This window comes from Paenibacillus woosongensis (assembly GCF_009725165.1).
GTDB classification, from domain to species: domain Bacteria; phylum Bacillota; class Bacilli; order Paenibacillales; family Paenibacillaceae; genus Fontibacillus; species Fontibacillus woosongensis.
In genome coordinates this window covers 82077-99561 of the sequence record NZ_WNZW01000012.1, presented here as the reverse complement: position 1 = coordinate 99561, position 17485 = coordinate 82077, and the positions used below count along the sequence as shown (strand labels likewise).

At 48.9% G+C, this 17485-nt stretch carries 18 protein-coding genes; 11 read left to right on the top strand and 7 right to left on the bottom strand.

Annotated elements, in window-relative coordinates:
• Positions 1 to 30: 30 nt before the first annotated feature.
• Positions 31 to 801 (bottom strand): copper amine oxidase N-terminal domain-containing protein, encoded by a 771-nt coding sequence (locus tag GNP95_RS21175; protein ID WP_155612819.1) that lies wholly within the window; start codon positions 799 to 801, stop codon positions 31 to 33.
• A gap of 308 nt (positions 802 to 1109) precedes the next feature.
• Here GNP95_RS21175 and GNP95_RS21170 point away from each other — a divergent pair, with 308 nt between their 5' ends.
• Together GNP95_RS21170 and GNP95_RS25855 are read left to right on the top strand one after the other, a co-directional pair.
• Positions 1110 to 1949, top strand: coding sequence for a prohibitin family protein (locus GNP95_RS21170; protein ID WP_155612818.1), 840 nt, complete (start codon positions 1110 to 1112; stop codon positions 1947 to 1949).
• Positions 1950 to 2440: 491 nt separating this feature from the next.
• Positions 2441 to 2599 carry a hypothetical protein gene (locus tag GNP95_RS25855; RefSeq protein ID WP_196427271.1) on the top strand — a complete coding sequence of 53 codons (159 nt, stop codon included), beginning with the start codon at positions 2441 to 2443 and terminating at the stop codon, positions 2597 to 2599.
• Between the two features lie 104 nt (positions 2600 to 2703).
• Here the strand turns inward: GNP95_RS25855 and GNP95_RS21165 are convergent, their stop codons facing one another.
• A complete protein-coding gene (locus GNP95_RS21165) occupies positions 2704 to 2979 on the bottom strand; it encodes a hypothetical protein (RefSeq protein WP_155612817.1) in 276 nt (91 codons plus the stop codon).
• On the opposite strand from GNP95_RS21165, the gene GNP95_RS21160 reads away from it, so the two are divergent.
• Entirely contained in the window at positions 2965 to 4386 is a 1422-nt protein-coding gene (locus GNP95_RS21160) for a M14 family metallopeptidase (protein ID WP_330163548.1), read from the top strand. The two genes, GNP95_RS21165 and GNP95_RS21160, sit on opposite strands and share 15 nt — an antisense overlap.
• Positions 4387 to 4437: 51 nt before the next feature.
• On the opposite strand, the gene GNP95_RS21155 is transcribed toward GNP95_RS21160, so the two are convergent.
• From GNP95_RS21155 to GNP95_RS21140, 4 genes are read right to left on the bottom strand one after another with little or no spacing between them, the layout of a single operon-like run.
• Positions 4438 to 5535 (bottom strand): GerAB/ArcD/ProY family transporter, encoded by a 1098-nt coding sequence (locus GNP95_RS21155; protein ID WP_155612816.1) that lies wholly within the window; start codon positions 5533 to 5535, stop codon positions 4438 to 4440.
• A gap of 32 nt (positions 5536 to 5567) precedes the next feature.
• A complete protein-coding gene (locus tag GNP95_RS21150) occupies positions 5568 to 5780 on the bottom strand; it encodes a hypothetical protein (protein WP_155612815.1) in 213 nt (70 codons plus the stop codon).
• Positions 5777 to 6976, bottom strand: a complete 1200-nt coding sequence (locus GNP95_RS21145) for a Ger(x)C family spore germination protein (protein WP_155612814.1) — start codon at positions 6974 to 6976, stop codon at positions 5777 to 5779. The genes GNP95_RS21150 and GNP95_RS21145 overlap by 4 nt, the downstream gene beginning before the upstream one ends.
• A 3-nt stretch (positions 6977 to 6979) precedes the next feature.
• Positions 6980 to 8590, bottom strand: coding sequence for a spore germination protein (locus GNP95_RS21140; RefSeq protein WP_155612813.1), 1611 nt, complete (start codon positions 8588 to 8590; stop codon positions 6980 to 6982).
• 170 nt (positions 8591 to 8760) lie between these two features.
• On the opposite strand from GNP95_RS21140, the gene GNP95_RS21135 reads away from it, so the two are divergent.
• The 7 genes from GNP95_RS21135 (at position 8761) to nrdF (ending at position 15691) form a co-directional block, all read left to right on the top strand.
• A complete protein-coding gene (locus GNP95_RS21135) occupies positions 8761 to 9588 on the top strand; it encodes a sensor histidine kinase (protein WP_230873934.1) in 828 nt (275 codons plus the stop codon).
• A gap of 28 nt (positions 9589 to 9616) precedes the next feature.
• On the top strand, positions 9617 to 9769 hold the full coding sequence (locus GNP95_RS25850) for a hypothetical protein (protein ID WP_196427270.1): 153 nt from the start codon (positions 9617 to 9619) through the stop codon (positions 9767 to 9769).
• Entirely contained in the window at positions 9766 to 10821 is a 1056-nt protein-coding gene (locus GNP95_RS21130) for a FecCD family ABC transporter permease (protein WP_155612812.1), read from the top strand. Before GNP95_RS25850 ends, GNP95_RS21130 begins: the two co-directional genes overlap by 4 nt.
• Positions 10822 to 11862: a FecCD family ABC transporter permease gene (locus GNP95_RS21125; RefSeq protein ID WP_155612811.1), complete on the top strand. Its 1041-nt coding sequence runs from the start codon at positions 10822 to 10824 to the stop codon at positions 11860 to 11862. It abuts the gene before it with no gap.
• A gap of 252 nt (positions 11863 to 12114) precedes the next feature.
• Positions 12115 to 12525 (top strand): class Ib ribonucleoside-diphosphate reductase assembly flavoprotein NrdI, encoded by a 411-nt coding sequence (gene nrdI, locus GNP95_RS21120; protein ID WP_155612810.1) that lies wholly within the window; start codon positions 12115 to 12117, stop codon positions 12523 to 12525.
• A complete protein-coding gene (gene nrdE, locus GNP95_RS21115) occupies positions 12473 to 14590 on the top strand; it encodes a class 1b ribonucleoside-diphosphate reductase subunit alpha (protein ID WP_155612857.1) in 2118 nt (705 codons plus the stop codon). Before nrdI ends, nrdE begins: the two co-directional genes overlap by 53 nt.
• A gap of 105 nt (positions 14591 to 14695) precedes the next feature.
• Positions 14696 to 15691 (top strand): class 1b ribonucleoside-diphosphate reductase subunit beta, encoded by a 996-nt coding sequence (gene nrdF, locus GNP95_RS21110; RefSeq protein ID WP_155612809.1) that lies wholly within the window; start codon positions 14696 to 14698, stop codon positions 15689 to 15691.
• A 120-nt stretch (positions 15692 to 15811) separates the two neighbouring features.
• Here the strand turns inward: nrdF and GNP95_RS21105 are convergent, their stop codons facing one another.
• The gene (locus GNP95_RS21105; protein WP_155612808.1) at positions 15812 to 16240 is read right to left on the bottom strand and encodes a VOC family protein; all 429 of its coding nucleotides are present in this window, start codon (positions 16238 to 16240) and stop codon (positions 15812 to 15814) included.
• A gap of 339 nt (positions 16241 to 16579) precedes the next feature.
• On the opposite strand from GNP95_RS21105, the gene GNP95_RS21100 reads away from it, so the two are divergent.
• A complete protein-coding gene (locus tag GNP95_RS21100) occupies positions 16580 to 16852 on the top strand; it encodes a DUF6809 family protein (protein ID WP_213591989.1) in 273 nt (90 codons plus the stop codon).
• The last annotated feature ends 633 nt before the right edge of the window (positions 16853 to 17485 follow it).

Here is a 17485-nt window from a genome sequence, read left to right as displayed (position 1 = left end):
TATTTGTAGACCCTCACAATCTTAACTCATTCACCAGCTTAGATGGACGCTTCTTCCGCCAGAGGTTATTGTTATATTACCTACGGTAATCGCTCCTACAGCTTCACCATTAAAAATTTTATCAATAGCAGCAGCTGTCTGATTGACATCCCCACTTCCACCTAATTTATTAGCAACCTCTGCGGCAACAGTAAAATTATCGAAACTGCCAGAATTGAAAACAACTAATATATTATTAACATAAGCTTGGTTAATGCCGTTACCTCCGGCAAAATATTCGTTAATATCTCCTTCAAATTTAGCACCAGTATTTTCATAAATACTCTGTACTTCCGCAAGCACGCTGCTCGGCTGATTAGGTTGTATTTCAATTTTCCCACCGATAAATACCGTTTTTGTGGATGGTTCCCACTGAACGTCTTCTCCTAATGCTTCTCCAATAAATCGCAATGGAACCATTGTACGATTCTTGATCGTTTTTGCTTCCACGTCTAATTTGTGCAGCTGATCATTGATTTTAGCATGATTAGAACCAATAATTAGTTCAATCATTTGATTGTCTTTTGTAGCGGTCACTTTTTTCTCTACCTGGTTCCAATTCACTCTAGCACCTAATGTTTCAAAAATGCCGCGCAACGGGACTAATGTTCTTCCTTGATATAAAACGGGTGGTTGATCATATTGTTGCTTCTCTCCATGGATAATAACTGTAATTTCCTGTGCAGCAGATTGAGTTTGTGTTGGCCATAAAACGATTGAAAAAATAAGCATGGATAATAAAAGAATCAGTTTTCGTTTCATTCTTTCTCTCTCCCATATTTATTATTTTATTAACTTATTATATTACCACGTTTTTGAGGGATAGAATTGCACTTCACGGTCCCTTGTGACTAAAACAAATACTTATTCGTTCCTAAGGCCGTTTCTTGTGCTATCTCCACGTTTACGGGGCCTTCCGATTCAAAGTCTGGACAATGATAACCAATTCTTGTTTACGTTCAGATATTTTTGAAGGGAGTTTTGTTACCTTTTGCCTGGTGATGCGTATTATCCATTAACGGCGCCAAGACAGCCGGCGAGCGATACACATAATGTGGAGGGGATCTATCATGGAAGCAGTACCTAACAAACCAAGGAAAAACACGGGATACAAAGGGATAGCTGCAATCGCAGTGATCGTGATTTTGGCATTTGTAGGGATGAACAGTGTGACGCAGGTGCAGTACGGCCATGTTGGGTTGTATAAAACTTTTGGAAAACTCAACGACAATATTTTGTCGCCCGGCATTCATTTGAAGATTCCTTTCATTCAGACGGTGATTCAGGTAAATACCCAGGTAACGAAGACGGAAACGGATACGACCGCATCGTCCAAGGATTTGCAGCCGGTATCGACGCATGTCGTCGTCAACTATTCCGTCAATAAAGAGTCGGCCTACAATTTGATGAATAATGTTGGGGGAGCTTATGATTCGGTCATCATTAACCCGGCGGTGCAGGAAGTCGTCAAGGAGGTTACCGCACGGTACCCCGCTGAGGACTTGATCGCAAAGCGTGATATCGTAGCCGGAGAGATCAGCGAGCATTTGACGGCAAGGATGGCTAAATACGATTTGATTGTAAATGAAATCAATATTGTGAACTTCAAGTTCTCCGAAGCGTTCGACAATTCGATTGAAGCGAAGCAGGTCGCTCAGCAGCAGGCGCTGAAGGCGGAGAACGATTTAAAGCGGATTGAAATCGAAGCGAAGCAAAAGATCGCCCAGGCTCAAGCTGAGGCCGAGTCCCTCAAGCTGAAGAAGCAGGAGGTTACGCCAGAACTGGTACAACTGAAGCAAATCGAAGTGCAGGAGAAGGCTCTCGAGAAGTGGGATGGACGTCTGCCTGCAGTGAGTGGCGGAGCTACTCCGTTTATCGATATTCAATCCTTTGTGAGTCAAAATCAGTAAGCTGTTGCTGATTATACGGAAGGAAGTACATGGACCGTCAAGCTGAGGCTTGGCGGTTTTTCATTTTAGCGAAAAATGCGCGCAGATAAGAGTGAATGCGTGTTACGGAATACGGCAATCGTGCGGAAATACCAATCAGCCGCCAAGAGGGTCGAGAGAATGATGTAACAGCCTCACGGCCCCTTCATGGAACTGGAGTCTTTCCCTTCATAAATTTAACTCTGGTTTAGTTACTGTACCTGGACGTTCAGGTTACAGATTTCTAACTGTTGCTAGATGGTCGCGAGTTAGTTAACTAGATGTATTTCATGCAGTTAGTTTATCGGTTTTGGCTCTGTCGAGGAGAACTAACTGCAAAACCTGCATTTAGTTTTAAGCTATTTCGGCGAACAGGCTCTTAGCAGGCAAACTAATTGCATGTTATACATTTAGCACATGTTTTTCTGACAAAAAGAGCTTAACTAGCTGTATAAAATACATTCCGTTTTAAAATGATCCGTGTATGGGTACTTGCGTGTTACATGAGCTTCTGGAAGGTGAAGAAAATGTATATGGGTACAGGTTACTTGCCGATGTCATTCCACGGGGAGGCTTCAAGAGACCGGATCGTAAGCGGCCCTCACCAGTTATGGCAACTGGATGCGAAGTAAATACAAGAGGCATGTTGGTTCCTAATATAGCAATTATCAAAATTTGTATTGCCAGATTGCTAGATTTCTTATATCCTCCGTAGTAGGTCGAAAGAACCAAAACATCATGCGGAGGAAATCAAGTGACTAGAAACAGCACGAGCTATAGTAACACCAAAAACATTAGTAAAAGCACTAGTATAAGCACAAACACTAGCAACAGCACAGATACTAGTAACAAAGGCTGCAGTATAGGTGCATTCGGCGTCAACACTAGCAGCACTGGCCCTTATGGCGCTAATACTAGCAGTGTCAGCACTAGTAACGCCGACATCAGCCTCTTCAAAACTAGCAACACCAACAAGAGCAGCAGGCGCATCAGCACCGTGAACAGCTGGCATAACGCCAAGTTTTGGCTGCCCATCCTCGCTGCCATGCTGTCGTTGGCGATGTTAAGTTCTTTTACGTCTGCAAGCAGCGGGGATATCGTGCGAAGTGACACAGTTATGAGCTATGAGAGGATGACCTCGCATATTGCCGATTTGGCGGAGCGTTATCCGGAGACCATCGAATATAAGTCAATCGGCACAACGCCGCACGGCCGGGAGATTTGGGCGGTGAAATTGGGTCAGGGTGAAGCGGCCATTTTCATAAACGGATCGCATCACGCCAGGGAATGGCTAACGACGACGATAAATTTGCAGATGATCGAGCAATATGCCAAAGCTTACAGGGCAGGAACGGCGATCGACGGCTATGATGCGAGGAAGGTGCTGAACGAAACGACAATCTGGTTTGTGCCCATGGTCAATCCGGATGGGGTTACGCTTCAGCAATCCGGGCTTACGGCTTTTCCGGAGAAATCGAGGAATGCGCTGCTGCAGATGAACCAGGGCAGCAAAGATTTTACGCGCTGGAAAGCCAATGCCCAAGGCGTAGATTTGAACCGCCAGTATCCCGCAGACTGGAGTACGATACATAACAACGCGGCTGGGCCGAACTGGATGAATTACAAAGGGGCCAAGCCGCTGCAAACGACGGAGAATCAAAGTCTCGTAAATTTCACTTATGAGATTCAGCCGGAAATTGCCATTTCCTACCATTCAGCGGGGCGGATTCTGTATTGGAACTACAAGACAGCTCCGGCCAACCTGGCGCGCGACCGGAAGCTGGCCCACAGCTTTGCTGCCAAGACTGGATACAGCCTGGTCCAGCCGACGAGTAATCCTTCCGGCGGAGGGTACACGGATTGGTTCATCACGACATTCGGGCGTCCCGCTTTCACGCCGGAAATCGGCATTAAGACAGGCGAAGCGCATCTGCCGCTGTCCGCATTTGCCGAGGAATGGAAGCGAAATAAAGGGATCGGCATATGGCTTGCGGACGAAGGCTATAGACTGTGGCTGAGCCGCAATTGCAACCGGGCCGAGCAGCCGCTGGAAGAGGGGACTTTGACCCTAACCGAGGCGCGGGACGTATACAGCGAGCCGAATTTTCTGTCTAAGGCAACAACCCGTTTAAGTCCGCAAACCTTGCAAGCAGCGGCGAAGGCAGGCAACTGGTACAAAATCCAAACCGGTGAAGGTATGGGATGGATTTATGAACCTCATCCGCGGCTCGGTACGGCTGCCGAAGTGGATGCCAGCATAGAACTTAAACAGGATACCGTCTTTTATGAACAGCCATTCGACCGGACGGCAGAGAAGGGCAGACTTGCTCCGATGATGGTTCAGGCCAGCAAAAAGTGGGATGACTGGTATTTGGTCATGACACCGATTGGCGAGTACTGGATAGAGTGGGCGAACTAGCCGGTAGGTTTATGCAAATTTTATTGGATGAGAAGTGCTTAAGCGAAATGCTTAAGCATTTTTCGTTTTATTTTTGCGGGATTTTATTCCGTTGGCGGTCCAGTAGATCACTGGAATCACAAATTCAATAAAGATGAGCAGCGGGGGCAGCCCCTCAAGCAGCAAGTAATTTAATTCGATTTGGGAGCGAACGATCAGCATGGATAGAATGCAGGAAAAGGCTGTAAACGAAAGGGCGAGCGGTTTGTGATCCGGCAGTTTCACTAGCAGGGATATGGCATAGACGGCGATGAATATCATAAAAGAGACCTTAATAAACAGACTGGTCAGCCACAGGATGATTAAAATAGGGTCCAATGTTTCCACAAATGACCCGGTACGCAGGGAACGAACGAGATCCAGGTCGGGATAAGTCAGATTAGCCGCTAGCTGCGGACCTAGAATCATCAGGATCGGGATAATGTGAGACAGAATAATAACGGTCGAAGACAGGATGGTAAGAGCCACTGTCCGATAGACCTTTTTAGGTGTCTTAATGTAAGGCATAATCAGAAACAGGAAAGCAAACTCCCCAAAAATCGTGACGCAATCGTAAACGGTCGTGCCGACCTCTTTTAGATCCAATTGGTTAATCAGAGCGGGAAGCACTTCAATGCGCATGGCTTGCGTCACCATGAATGGAGTGCCGACAAAACCTAGAATACTAATAACAAAAATGCCCAGAGCTGCCCGGAAAATAGTCGTGACTCCGGAACGTACGCAATAGGCCACGCAGGACCCGAACATCAGAGCGATCAGCCATGATGGAGTTCCTGGCAAATAAACCTGAATGAGAAAATCCTCTAGTTCGCGAAGATTGAGCGCGGCGAGGAGCAGATTCATAACAGCAATCACCAGAATAAAAAAAGCATGCGGCACTTTGCCCACAATACTGCTGCCGTATTGGATGATCGTCTCGTTAGGACGAATTACGGTGACTCTGTAGGCAGGATACAGAAAAGGGATGCTGACCAAGCCTCCAATAATGATGCTTACCGGTGTGGAGTAGTGGCTGTTCTGGATGTACAAGCCCGATAAGAAGGCGATAGTCACCGTAAAAATATACAGATTATACATAGAAAATATTTGTAATCTGGTAATCTTATCCATTTATTGTTTCCTCCCGAGATGCATGCGGCATGTTAGAGCCATTGGCCCAAAAAACGGTATAGCCTGTGCAGGGCTTCTTCAAAATTCCAGTAATCCTTAACAAGGAAATAAACCTCCAGCAAAATGAGCAATATGGCCATTATCGTGATAAGCCGCCATAGCTTGGCCGTGCCATCATGACGCTTGCGCCAATCGAACCATTCATACAGCGCAATTAGAACAAAAACTAGGGCAGTCACAATCATGTGCCTTCTCCCCATTCCGTTCTGATTGACCGAAAGGCTTCACCGGTTCCGCGAATTCTAATTTTTACTGCAGCTTCGATGTCCAGCCCTTTGGCGTAAAATTCATTCCAGTTCGATTGATATTTATCCCAAATGTCAGGATGCTTCCATTTAATATAATTTCCCAATTGGAAAACATCAGCTTTGGCGGTGCGCGTCTTGTTAATCAGCTGCATGATCCGGCTTTTAATTTCCCGGTCCAGCTCTTTTTGCAGCAACATCAACTGTTCATCGTTCTGAAGATCAAGCTTGGAGTCGGAGGCCTGGACCGATGCTGTTCCTCTGGTTTCCAAGCGGATCCCGGGTGTATCATCCCTGACTTTTGCTTTAAACTTCGTGGTGATGTCTTCCACGTTGAAAGTGATCTCCTTCCCATCGGTAGGCGACTCTACGCGGATCGTCATTTCACGGATGTTGGAATAGAGCAATAAGGAGGTTTGCATCTCTACCTTATTTAACTGCTGGCCGATCATTTTTCCTTTTACAAACATAGCCGCTCCGTCAACGCCGAGCCAGATTTGGCTTTTCTCCTTTTTGGCTATTGTTTCTGGGGCTTTACTGAAAGACAGCGTAGGGATAAGAATATCCCCCGAGCCATATCTGGCAAGAAGAACGTCCCTAAGTGTAGCATCGATGGTCATCCGATGGGTAATATAGGAAGTTAGAATGACTGAGACGAAGCGCTCGAATGTCGTTGGGGTTTCCACCAGTTCCAGCACTTTTCCCGGAGTTACGAATAGATTGGCGCTAATATGGAAGTTGATACGCCGGCTGATAAATTCCAATACCGGATCGAGGCCATGCTTCGCCAGCGTGCTACCGATAACGAGTAACCGCGTTTGCCCAAAGGTAATTCTCCTTGATAAATCGTTTTGAATGTCTTGCAAGGCCTGCGGCAGCGTTGGCCCTGTTTTTGTAACATAGGCGAAAGGTTCCCTGCTAGAGCCGCCAGACCCGCCGACTTCTCCGGGAATCATGCGGTTCGGGAGGGGGAAGCCGAGAGTCAGTTCGAAATCTCCATCATCCGTCAGATCAACCAGTATCAGACTAACGAACGCCCGGTCATTGAGCTCTACCGAGGACCAGCAGCCGCTTGTAGTCAACACGATAATCATGGATAGTATGACAAGAAACAGTCTGGTTCTCAGCTTGTACAAGGCTCACTCCTCCTTTTGTTTCACCCAGCCGCGGGGATTTTTCTTCTGGCGTTGTTCATTAGGGGTTAGTGCTACAGGGCGTTGCTGCATCGCCCACCATGGGGCGCGGTATAATGTATCGTTCAAATCCGCTTTGGCTAATGGCGTGAGCGGGTACAAATAAGGTAATCCGAATGATTTGAGGTTAAGCAGATGGATATAAATAATGATCAGCCCGCAGGTAATGCCGAACAAGCCTAGCATCGAGGCTAAGGCCATGATCGGGAAGCGGAGCAGCCTGATCGTCAATCCAAGGTCGAAGTGCGGAATAATAAAGGAAGCAATTCCGGTCAGCGAGACAATGATAACCATGGCTGCCGAGACGATCCCTGCTTGCACTGCGGCCGTACCTATGATCAGCGCGCCAATAATCGACACAGCCTGTCCGATCGATTTCGGAATGCGAATGGAGGCTTCCCGCAGCGCTTCGAAGGACAGCTCCATAATGAACGCTTCGACAAAGGCGGGAAAGGGCACGATTTCTCTTGCCGCAGCGACAGTCATCAACAGCTTGAAAGGAATCATTTCCGGGTGAAACGTAGTAATGGCAATGTACAAAGACGGCAGCAGCAGGGAAGCAAAAAGAAACAAGAAACGGATCCAGCGAATCCAGGTGGCGGCGATATATCGCTGAAAATAATCCTCCGAAGTCTGCATCAGCATAGTTAGTGTGACCGGAGCAAGAATCGCGGAGGGAGTCCCGTCGACGATAATCGCTATACGTCCCTCCAGCAGCGATGCGCTGACGATATCAGGCCGCTCCGTATATTCAACCTGCGGAAATGGGGAGTAGGGCGAGTCCTCGATGGTCTCCTCGAAGGTCGAGGATCCTAAAACTGCATCAATATCGAGATATGACAGTCTTCGCTTGAGTTCCTGAATCAGCTCTGGCTTGCAGATTCCTTCAATATAGGCGATGACGAATCTCGTTTTCGTCTTGGTGCCGAGGCTATGCTCTTCCATCTTAAAATTTCTGCTCTTCAATCTTCTCCGCAGCAGCGATAGATTCATATCCAGACTCTCATTAAAGGATTCCCTCGGTCCGCGGATGACCGATTCGTTCGGCGCTTCTTCGATCGCCCGTGTAGTTAAGGCAGATACGGAAGGGAAAGTCATGATTCGGGGCTCTCCCTCAATCATGAGGACCACTCCGAAGCTAAGGACGGTCGTAATAGCCTCGTTGGTCTCCGTGACAATTTTGATTTCGGAGACGGATATCGCTTGGTCGTCAAACAGGTACCGAATCAGGTCGCTGTCCTCTGATCCGCTATAATCCAGCAGGCTGCGGAGAATAACCTCTTGAATCGTCGTCTGGTCTGCCGTGCTTCTCAAGTAGACCAAGGTACAACGATCGCCTGTTTTAATTTTGAATTGGCGAAAGACGATATCCGAACAATTCTCAAGCTGCTGCTTCATCCATGGGACGCGGTCATCCCGCTGCTCTACGCTGCTGGAAGGAGAAACTTCGCTATCTGAAGTCAAATTTGCAGGTAATGCCTTGTGTACATGCTTTGGGAGTTGAACGGAGCTGTTGTTTTTGCGTTGTCTCCGCAGCAGTCTTAACCATAATGACATAGGCTTGGCTCCTCCTTTTTGGAATCTGCAGGTAATATAAAGATTTGCTTAACGCTGATTTTTTATTCCGCATTGCCCTTGCAAACTGTTATTATAATTAAGGAAGTGAACGATGATGGATAGCAAGAGCCTGAAAGGACAGGGATCATCAGGCTAGATTGGAGGCATATATGAGAATGTCCTATCAGCAAATCAAATGGTTAATCCTGGCCACACCTACGATAACGATCGGGATTTGGGAGTTTGTACGGCATGAATATTTACTGTCTGTTATATCGATGGAACTGGGGAACTGGTTGTCCCCGGTGATCGTATTTCTGGTATCAGTATTATTGCTGACCCAGCTGTTCAAGATGATGGAGCAAATCCAGAAGGAGCTGAACGAGGCAAAGGAGCTTAAGGCGGCCTTGGAAGAACGGGAGAAGATCGCCCGCGAGATCCATGACGGAATAGCACAGTCTTTGTTCCTCTTAAATGCTCAAGTAAGCAAAGTGGAGAAGGCTCAGGTGAGTGATCAGGTTACTTTTGAGAAGCTGAAAAATAATATTCATCGTACGAATACCTATGTTCGCGAAGCGATTGCGAATTTACGCCATCCTGCCGCGCCGGACTCCATCTCCTGGATGCAGGGAATCGACAGCTTGATCCAGGAGCTTCAGAGAGATTCGGATTTGCGCTTTAAAATAAGCTGGAGCATTCCGGAGGAACGGCTATCGTTGCGGGATAAGATTGAGCTGCTTGCATTGATCCGCGAATCGCTCCTTAACATCCATAAGCATGCGAAGGCGAAGGAGGTGCATATTGAAGGCCATGTCATAGACGGGGGATGGCAGTGCTCCGTCACCGACAACGGGGTAGGCTTCGACATGAACGGCAATCCGGGCAGCCATAGCTATGGCATCAAAATCATGCGGGATCGGGCGGCCATGATGGGTTGGGATTTCGGGATCGAAAGCAGCGGGGGACAAACGATGGTAACGATTCAAAATCACGGATAACTTGACGAGTATTGTCGCAAGACATATAATGAGAACGATTATCAGTATCATTGGTGAATTATGGGAGGAATATATTTTGTATGCTTGCAGCATCAGCTTAGTGAATGTACATATGATGATGTCAGGCGTGCGGACCGCTTGCGGTTCAAGCACGAAGGGAGAGCGGGAGAGCTTCTTATGACGGAAATGTTAGAAACTACGCAGACGGAGAGAAATCTGCACATACCAAAGAAGCGGACAAGGCCGCTAGTCGTCTCTTTGATCCTGTTCGGGGGGATATTCGCTCTTATATTTGGAATTATGCTGTCGGTATCTTTCGGCGCAGCGGATATTGATTTCGCGACTGTATGGGAAGCGGTTTTCCGCTACAATCCAGAGCTGACGCAGCATCAAATCATTCAGGAAATCCGCCTGCCCCGTGTACTTGGCGGAGTCTTGGTCGGTGCAGGCTTCGCCGTTGCCGGCGCGTTGATGCAGGGAATGACCCGCAATCCGATGGCGGATTCCGGGCTGCTCGGCCTTAATTCAGGCGCAGGCTTTGCCCTGGCTATATGCTTTGCTTTTTTTCCGGGGCTATCGTTTGGTATGCTCATTTTATATTCCTTCCTGGGCGCGGGAGCGGGCGCCGGATTGGTCTTTGGAATCAGTTCGCTGGCCAAGGGAGGGGTCACTCCCGTGCGTCTTGTGTTGGCTGGGGCAGCGGTCAGCGCTTTGCTGGTAGCTCTGAGCGAAGGCGTTGCGCTGTATTTCCGGGTTGGCCAGGACCTGGCCTTCTGGTACGCGGGCGGTGTGGCCGGAACAAAATGGTTTCAATTGAAAATCATGCTTCCCTGGATCGGAGGCGCGCTGCTCGGCGCGATGATGCTGTCGCGTTCGATTACGATGCTAAGCCTTGGGGAAGAGGTGGCCGTGGGTCTCGGGCAGCGGACAGGGCTGGTCAAGCTGGCAGGGACGGTCATCGTGCTCATCCTGGCGGGCTCGTCGGTGGCCGTCGTCGGCTCTGTCGGTTTTATCGGGCTGATTATCCCCCATTTGACCCGGTTCCTGGTTGGCGTCGATTATCGGACCATCATCCCTTGCTCGGCCATCCTTGGGAGCCTGCTGGTTGTCTTTGCCGATCTCGCGGCAAGAATGATCAATGCCCCGGCGGAAACACCGCTGGGCGCCCTTATCGCGTTAATCGGCGTGCCCTTCTTCCTCTATCTCGCACGCAAAGAGAGGAGGGAGTTATAGATGGAACCAATACAGGGATTATCTCAGGCTTCTGGCAAACGCAGAACGCAGCGCGGCATCTTAGTGGTGGCGATTTTGGGCATTCTGATCGTCTGTGCTTTTATTGTGAGTATGAACACAGGATTCATCCGGCTGTCGCCGCTTGACGTGCTCAAGACGCTGTTCGGCATGGGAACGGATAAGCAATCGCTGATCTTGTTCGACTTCCGGCTCCCGCGCATCGTCATTTCCGTGCTCATCGGCGCTGGGCTGGCCGTCTCAGGCTGCATCCTGCAGGGGATATCCCGCAATCCGCTGGCGGATCCGGGCATCCTTGGCATCAACGCTGGCGCCGGGCTGATGGTGATGCTTTATGTTTCCTTTTTTCCAACGACATCGTTTCGTTCCATATTTCTGCTTCCGCTGCTTGCGCTTCTCGGTGCGGGGTTGACCGCTGCGCTCATCTACGCGCTGTCGTATAAGCGGAATGAAGGCGTGTCGCCGACAAGGCTCATTCTTACCGGGATTGGCGTAGCGGCTGGTATCAGCTCGGCGATGATCGTGCTGACGCTGAAGCTTGATCCGCAGAAGTATCAGTTTATGGCGACGTGGCTGGCGGGCAGCATTTGGGGCTCCAATTGGAAATTCGTGCTTGCACTGCTGCCATGGATCGTCGTGCTGCTTCCGTTGGCGTTCTACAAAGCCCGGGTGATGAACATTCTGAACCTGGGAGAGAACTCGGCGACAGGGCTTGGCATACCGGTGGAGAAGGAGCGGCTGCTGCTGTTAGCGGTAGCGGTTGGACTGGCTGGCTCGTCCGTTGCGGTTAGCGGCGGTATCGGCTTCGTCGGCCTGATCGCGCCCCATTTGGCGAGGCGGCTTGTCGGACCGAAGCATGAGCTGCTGCTGCCGGCATCGGCTATGACCGGTGCGCTGCTCGTCATCGTTGCCGATACGATCGGGCGCTGGCTGATGCAGCCTACGGAGATTCCAACAGGCATCGTTGTGGCCGTTATTGGGGCCCCGTATTTTCTCTATTTGCTGTCAAAAGTTAAAGGTTGAATCGCAGAAGCTGTGGCTTGCCCGGGAGAAACAAGCGGGAGGTCACAGCTTTTTTTATTGGAGAAATAGCCCTTGATTAATTTTGGGAAAACAGGTATATTACAAACACGCACTATATTTTGTATTAACGTCGGACTATGCACACCATATATAGTGTGGTGCTTGGAGGATTAGGAATTACTCCAATTTGAATGATGCTGCCGATGGCTCATCTCCTGCGGGTGGGCTATTTCTTTACGGGAGGGAAAAGCAATGCTTGTGGTTTATGATTCGAAGACGGGTAACGTCAAACGATTTGTCAGCAAGCTGGATGTAGAGCATGTCCAGATTCGAGACGGCTTGGTCGTTGATCGGCCATTTGTACTCATTACATATACGACAGGCTTCGGCCAGGTTCCTCAATCGACCCTGAAATTTCTTGAGGACAACGGAGAGCTGCTGCAGGGCGTTGCCGCAAGCGGCAATACGAACTGGGGCGTTCGCTACGGACTGGCCGGGGATCAGGTTGCACAGATGTACTCGGTCCCTTTATTGATGAAATTCGAGCTTAGCGGCACCAAGAAGGATGTCGAGAGATTTATACAGGAGGTTAAGCAAATTGACTACACTCATGCCAACTCAACCCGTTTCACAAACGCAAATTCCCAATTGGATACAGCTTAACAATGAAATCATGGTGCAAAAGAACGGGCAGTTCCAGTTCCATAAGGATCTGGAGGCAGCCCGCAGCTATTTCGTCGATTATGTGAATCAGAATACGGTGTTCTTCCACGACCTAAAGGAGAAAATCGACTATCTGATCGAGCATGACTACTACGAGGCGGAGCTGTTTGCAAAATACGAATTCGCCGATGTGAAGAAGCTGTACGAGGATCTCTATGCGCGCAAGTTCCGTTTCCCTTCCTTTATGAGCGCATTTAAATTTTATAATAACTATGCGATGAAAACGAATGACGGCTCAAAGTTCCTGGAACGTTATGAGGATCGCATCGCCGTAACGGCGCTGTTTCTCGGCGACGGCGACATCAAGAAAGCCGGGGAATATGCAGATGTCCTGATCTCCCAGGAGTATCAGCCAGCAACGCCAACGTTCCTGAATGCGGGCAAGAAGCGCCGCGGGGAACTGGTCAGCTGCTTCCTGCTGGAGGTCGATGACTCGATGAACGCGATCGGGTTTGCAATCAATTCCGCGCTCCAGCTTAGCAAAATCGGCGGCGGCGTCAGCCTGAATCTCAGCAAAATCCGCGCAGCCGGCGAGCAAATCAAAGGCCTGGACGGCAAAGCGAGCGGCGTGCTGCCCGTGATGAAGCTGTTCGAGGATGCGTTCTCTTACGCGAATCAATTGGGCCAGCGGGACGGCAGCGGGGTCGTCTATCTCAATTTGTTCCATGCGGACATTCATGAGTTTCTGGATACGAAGAAGATCAACAGCGACGAGAAAATCCGCATCAAAACATTGTCCCTTGGCGTTGTGGCGCCGAACAAGTTCTTTGAGCTTGTGGAGCAGGACAAGGATATGTATCTGTTCTATCCGCATACCGTCTACCAGGAATACGGCGTCCACCTGGACGATATGGATTTGACGGCGATGTACGATGAGCTCGTAAACAACCCGAAGGTCCGCAAGAAAAAAATCGTGGCGCGCGATCTGATCATCAAAATCGCACAAACACAAATGGAGTCGGGTTATCCGTACATTATGTACGTGGATAACACGAACGAACAGCATGCCCTCAAGAATATCGGGCGCGTGAAGTTCTCCAATCTGTGCAGCGAGATCGCGCAGCTGAGCGAAGTGTCGACGATCAACGACTATAACCAGGAGGATGTCATCCAGCGCGACATTTCCTGTAACCTGGGCTCGCTGAACATCGTCAACGTGATGAAGAACCAGCGGATGCGCGAGACGGTTCACCTGGCCATGGACGCTCTGACCGAGGTCAGCGACCGCACCGAACTGGAGATTGTGCCTTCCGTAGCCAAAGCGAATCGGGAGCTGCATTCCGTCGGCCTTGGGGCGATGAATTTGCATGGATTTTTGGCGCTGAACCATATTCCTTACGAATCCAAGGAAGCGATTGATTTTGCGCGTACGTTCTTTATGATGCTGAACTACTATTCGATCGAGCGCTCGATGATGATCGCCCGGGAGAGACAAGTGACGTTCAAGGACTTCGAGCAGAGCGAATACGCAAGCGGAGCTTATTTCAAGCGTTATGAGGACAATGACTACTCTCCGCGCACCGATAAGGTGAAGGCATTGTTCGCCGGCCATCATATTCCAACCCGCGAGGACTGGCTGCGGCTGAAGGAAGATACGATGAAGCACGGGCTGTACCATGCTTATCGCCTGGCGATTGCGCCGACGGGCTCGATTTCTTATCTGCAGTCGTCGACGGCTTCAATTGCCCCGATTACGCAGCGCATTGAAGAGCGGGAATACGGCGATTCCAAGACGATCTACCCGATGCCATTCCTGAACGAAAGCAATTACTTCTTCTATAAAGAAGCTTACGATATGGATATGTTCAACCTGATCGATCTCGTAGCCGAAGTACAGGTGCATATCGACCAGGCGATTTCCACAATTCTGTACGTGAAGGATAACCTGACGACAAGAGACTTGGCGAAATACTATATTTATGCGCAGAAAAAAGGGCTGAAGACCCTCTACTACACTCGCACGAGAAAAAGAACGATCGAAGAGTGCATCAGCTGCGTTATTTAATGGAGCAGGCTGCGTGGATGCGAGAAATGCAGCAATTGAACGGAGAAAATGGTGCAGCATTGGCATTGTGGCCTGATAGCAATGCAGCTAGGAGGATAACGAATAATGACGAAGTTCGAAGCGGTAAACTGGAACGCGCCGGAAGCGGATTATACGGAAATGCTGTGGACGCAGAATACGTCGCAATTTTGGCTGGACACGGAAATTCCGGTATCCAAGGACCTGAAGTCCTGGACCGAGCTGAGCAGCGCAGAGAAGAATACATTCATGAAAGTGCTGGGCGGCTTGACGCTGCTCGACACAGAGCAGGGGAACGTCGGCATGCCGCTGATTGCGCAGCATGTGGAAGGGAAGCAGAAGAAGGCGATCCTGATTTTCCAGGCGGCGATGGAGGAAATCCATGCGAAGAGCTACAGCACGATTTTTACAACCGTGGCCAGCAGCGAGATGATCAGCGAAACCTTCCAGTGGGTACGCAGCAATAAATATTTGCAGTACAAGACGCACCGAATTGATTCCTATTACCGGGATATCAAGCAGGGCGAACTGCTGAGCCTGTATCAGGCCATGGTTGCCTCGGTGTTCCTGGAGAGCTTCCTGTTCTACTCGGGGTTCTTCTATCCGTTATATTTGGCGGGACAAGGGAAAATGGTGGCGAGCGGGGAGATCATCAAGCTGATCATCCGCGACGAGAGCGTGCATGGCGTATTCGTTGGCCTGCTAGCTCAGGAGGTATTCCAGCAATTGAGCGCAGAGGAGCAGGAATTCGCCGAGAAGTTCGTGAACGACCTGCTGATGGATCTGTACAAGAACGAGCTGGCATATACCGAAGAGTTATATGATCCGATCGGCTTGACCCATGAAGTCAAGAAATATATCCGTTACAACGCAAACAAAGCGTTAATGAATCTGGGTATTGAGCCGGCTTTTGAAGAGGAAGAGATCAATCCGGTCGTGCTGAACGGAATCCGTACGGAGACAAGCACGCATGACTTCTTCTCCACGAAGGGTAAGGGGTACCAGAAAGGTACCGTCGAGCCGCTGCGTGACGATGACTTTGCATTCCTGGACCAAAGGGTGAAGAAATCGAATATTTGGTAATCGCATTGGCTGTACTTGCGGTTACAATAAAACATCCCATTACACTAGGCTGTGTGATGGGATGTTTGCTTGTTGGTGGAGTATTTGTGAGATGAGCTTGTTCGCTCGATCAGTCCATCGTTACATGGCACTTTCGCCGCTGTCGTGGCTGATCTGCCACTCGGTGCCGAACTTGTCCTTGACGCTGCCATAGCATTTGCTCCAGAACGTCTCCTGCAGCTCCATGCGCACCGTGCCGCCTTCCTTCAGCTTATGGAATACGGACTTGACCTCTTCGAGATCATCGCTGATGAAGGCTAGGGTGATGTTGTTGCCCTGCACGTAAGGCATTCCCGGAAATACGTCGGAGAACATTACGTTGCTTCCTTTGATGTTGATGCGTGCGTGCATGACTAGATCCTTTGCTTCATCGGGAAGTTTGTACTCCGGATTCGGCGGCGCTTCTGCAAAGGTCATGATATGCGGTGCTCCGGTGTTAAATACATCGGCGTAGAATTCTACAGCTTCGCGGCAGTTCCCGTTAAAATTGAAATACACATCAACAGCCATTTGCCACACTCCTTATTGGATTAGGATGATGCTTGACTTCCTTATTGTAGCATTTGGCGGAATGGAAATAAATTATGTTGAATTTTAAATTAGATTTTAAGTGTTGTGGTAATATGAATTTTTTGGTATATTACTCCTAGGAACATATGTTTGTATTGTCATATATCCGAACGAGCTGCCGCAGAAAATGTTTCTTAAAATCAATATTTTCTATACAAACTAAGTCGCTGAATAGCGGCTTTTGTTTATTGAAATCTTTGTTAGCGATAGCTTCGCTATAACCCCTCATTCTGGACGATTTTGTAATATAATGTAATGTAATAGAAAGGAGGCAGCCAAGTGAAAAGCTTCTTGGAAGATCTCTATTACGGAAAGCTGTACCCGGGCGAGCAGATCGTTTCCAATGATCCCAAATATCGTGCGTTAAACCGCGAAATATCGGAGATGATGCAGATGTGGAGGCAGAAGCTGTCGGAGGAGGATTTCAGGCAGCTTGAAGCGATGCTGGATCTACAAGGGGAGTCGAATTCGATTCACAATATGGAGACCTTTGTCCAGGGCTTTAAGCTGGGGGCTTCCATGATGATCGAGGTATGGAACGGGAAGGAGTAGCTTGATCTTAGGAAGTTCGTTGAGAAAGAACGGACTATTTGCCTAAAATACATAAACCGATACATACTATGATACACGAAAGCGATACAACCGCTGCCACCACTGCAACCACGGCAAGGGACTGTCCCAGAAGTCATTAGATGACGGAGGGACGCCTCTCTTTTTAGAAGGTTGTCCGTCTTAGTCGGAATCACATTCTCCTTGCCTGCATCCGGTTCTTTAGCTATCTTTTATCAGCTCTAGAACTCGAACACTAAATGGAATTCATGTATCTAATTATGCTCTAAACGAATGTTTCAGGGGAGTAGATGGATTTGATGCAGCTAGAATCAAGAACCCAGCCTATAATGGACAATTCCCTTCTTCTAACGACATGAACTCCATTTAAATCAGCTTTTCTTTCCTTGCTGTAGAAACTAACAACTATAAATCCATTTAGAACGTGAAATCGGCGATTCATGCTCGGCGTAAAGAGGATGTGGAGAGTGTGATTGGTCACATCAAGGATCAAGGGCAGCCGGCCGTTCGCAAAATGTTTTGCTGGTGATGGTGTTCCAAAGATTGCTTTTGGGACGGCCTCATAGGTTGTGCAGAAACTTTTTAGCAGCAGTCCGCGTCATATTTCTCATAGCA

Excerpts from the sequence above, each read along its gene's own strand:
- GNP95_RS21175 (WP_155612819.1), bottom strand. The coding sequence starts at position 801 with ATGAAACGAAAACTGATTCTTTTATTATCCATGCTTATTTTTTCAATC.
- GNP95_RS21170 (WP_155612818.1), top strand. The coding sequence starts at position 1,110 with ATGGAAGCAGTACCTAACAAACCAAGGAAAAACACGGGATACAAAGGG.
- GNP95_RS25855 (WP_196427271.1), top strand. The coding sequence starts at position 2,441 with ATGATCCGTGTATGGGTACTTGCGTGTTACATGAGCTTCTGGAAGGTG.
- GNP95_RS21165 (WP_155612817.1), bottom strand. The coding sequence starts at position 2,979 with ATGCCAGCTGTTCACGGTGCTGATGCGCCTGCTGCTCTTGTTGGTGTT.
- GNP95_RS21155 (WP_155612816.1), bottom strand. The coding sequence starts at position 5,535 with ATGGATAAGATTACCAGATTACAAATATTTTCTATGTATAATCTGTAT.
- GNP95_RS21150 (WP_155612815.1), bottom strand. The coding sequence starts at position 5,780 with ATGATTGTGACTGCCCTAGTTTTTGTTCTAATTGCGCTGTATGAATGG.
- GNP95_RS21140 (WP_155612813.1), bottom strand. The coding sequence starts at position 8,590 with ATGTCATTATGGTTAAGACTGCTGCGGAGACAACGCAAAAACAACAGC.
- GNP95_RS21135 (WP_230873934.1), top strand. The coding sequence starts at position 8,761 with ATGAGAATGTCCTATCAGCAAATCAAATGGTTAATCCTGGCCACACCT.
- GNP95_RS25850 (WP_196427270.1), top strand. The coding sequence starts at position 9,617 with ATGAGAACGATTATCAGTATCATTGGTGAATTATGGGAGGAATATATT.
- GNP95_RS21130 (WP_155612812.1), top strand. The coding sequence starts at position 9,766 with ATGACGGAAATGTTAGAAACTACGCAGACGGAGAGAAATCTGCACATA.
- GNP95_RS21125 (WP_155612811.1), top strand. The coding sequence starts at position 10,822 with ATGGAACCAATACAGGGATTATCTCAGGCTTCTGGCAAACGCAGAACG.
- nrdI (WP_155612810.1), top strand. The coding sequence starts at position 12,115 with ATGCTTGTGGTTTATGATTCGAAGACGGGTAACGTCAAACGATTTGTC.
- nrdE (WP_155612857.1), top strand. The coding sequence starts at position 12,473 with ATGCCAACTCAACCCGTTTCACAAACGCAAATTCCCAATTGGATACAG.
- nrdF (WP_155612809.1), top strand. The coding sequence starts at position 14,696 with ATGACGAAGTTCGAAGCGGTAAACTGGAACGCGCCGGAAGCGGATTAT.
- GNP95_RS21105 (WP_155612808.1), bottom strand. The coding sequence starts at position 16,240 with ATGGCTGTTGATGTGTATTTCAATTTTAACGGGAACTGCCGCGAAGCT.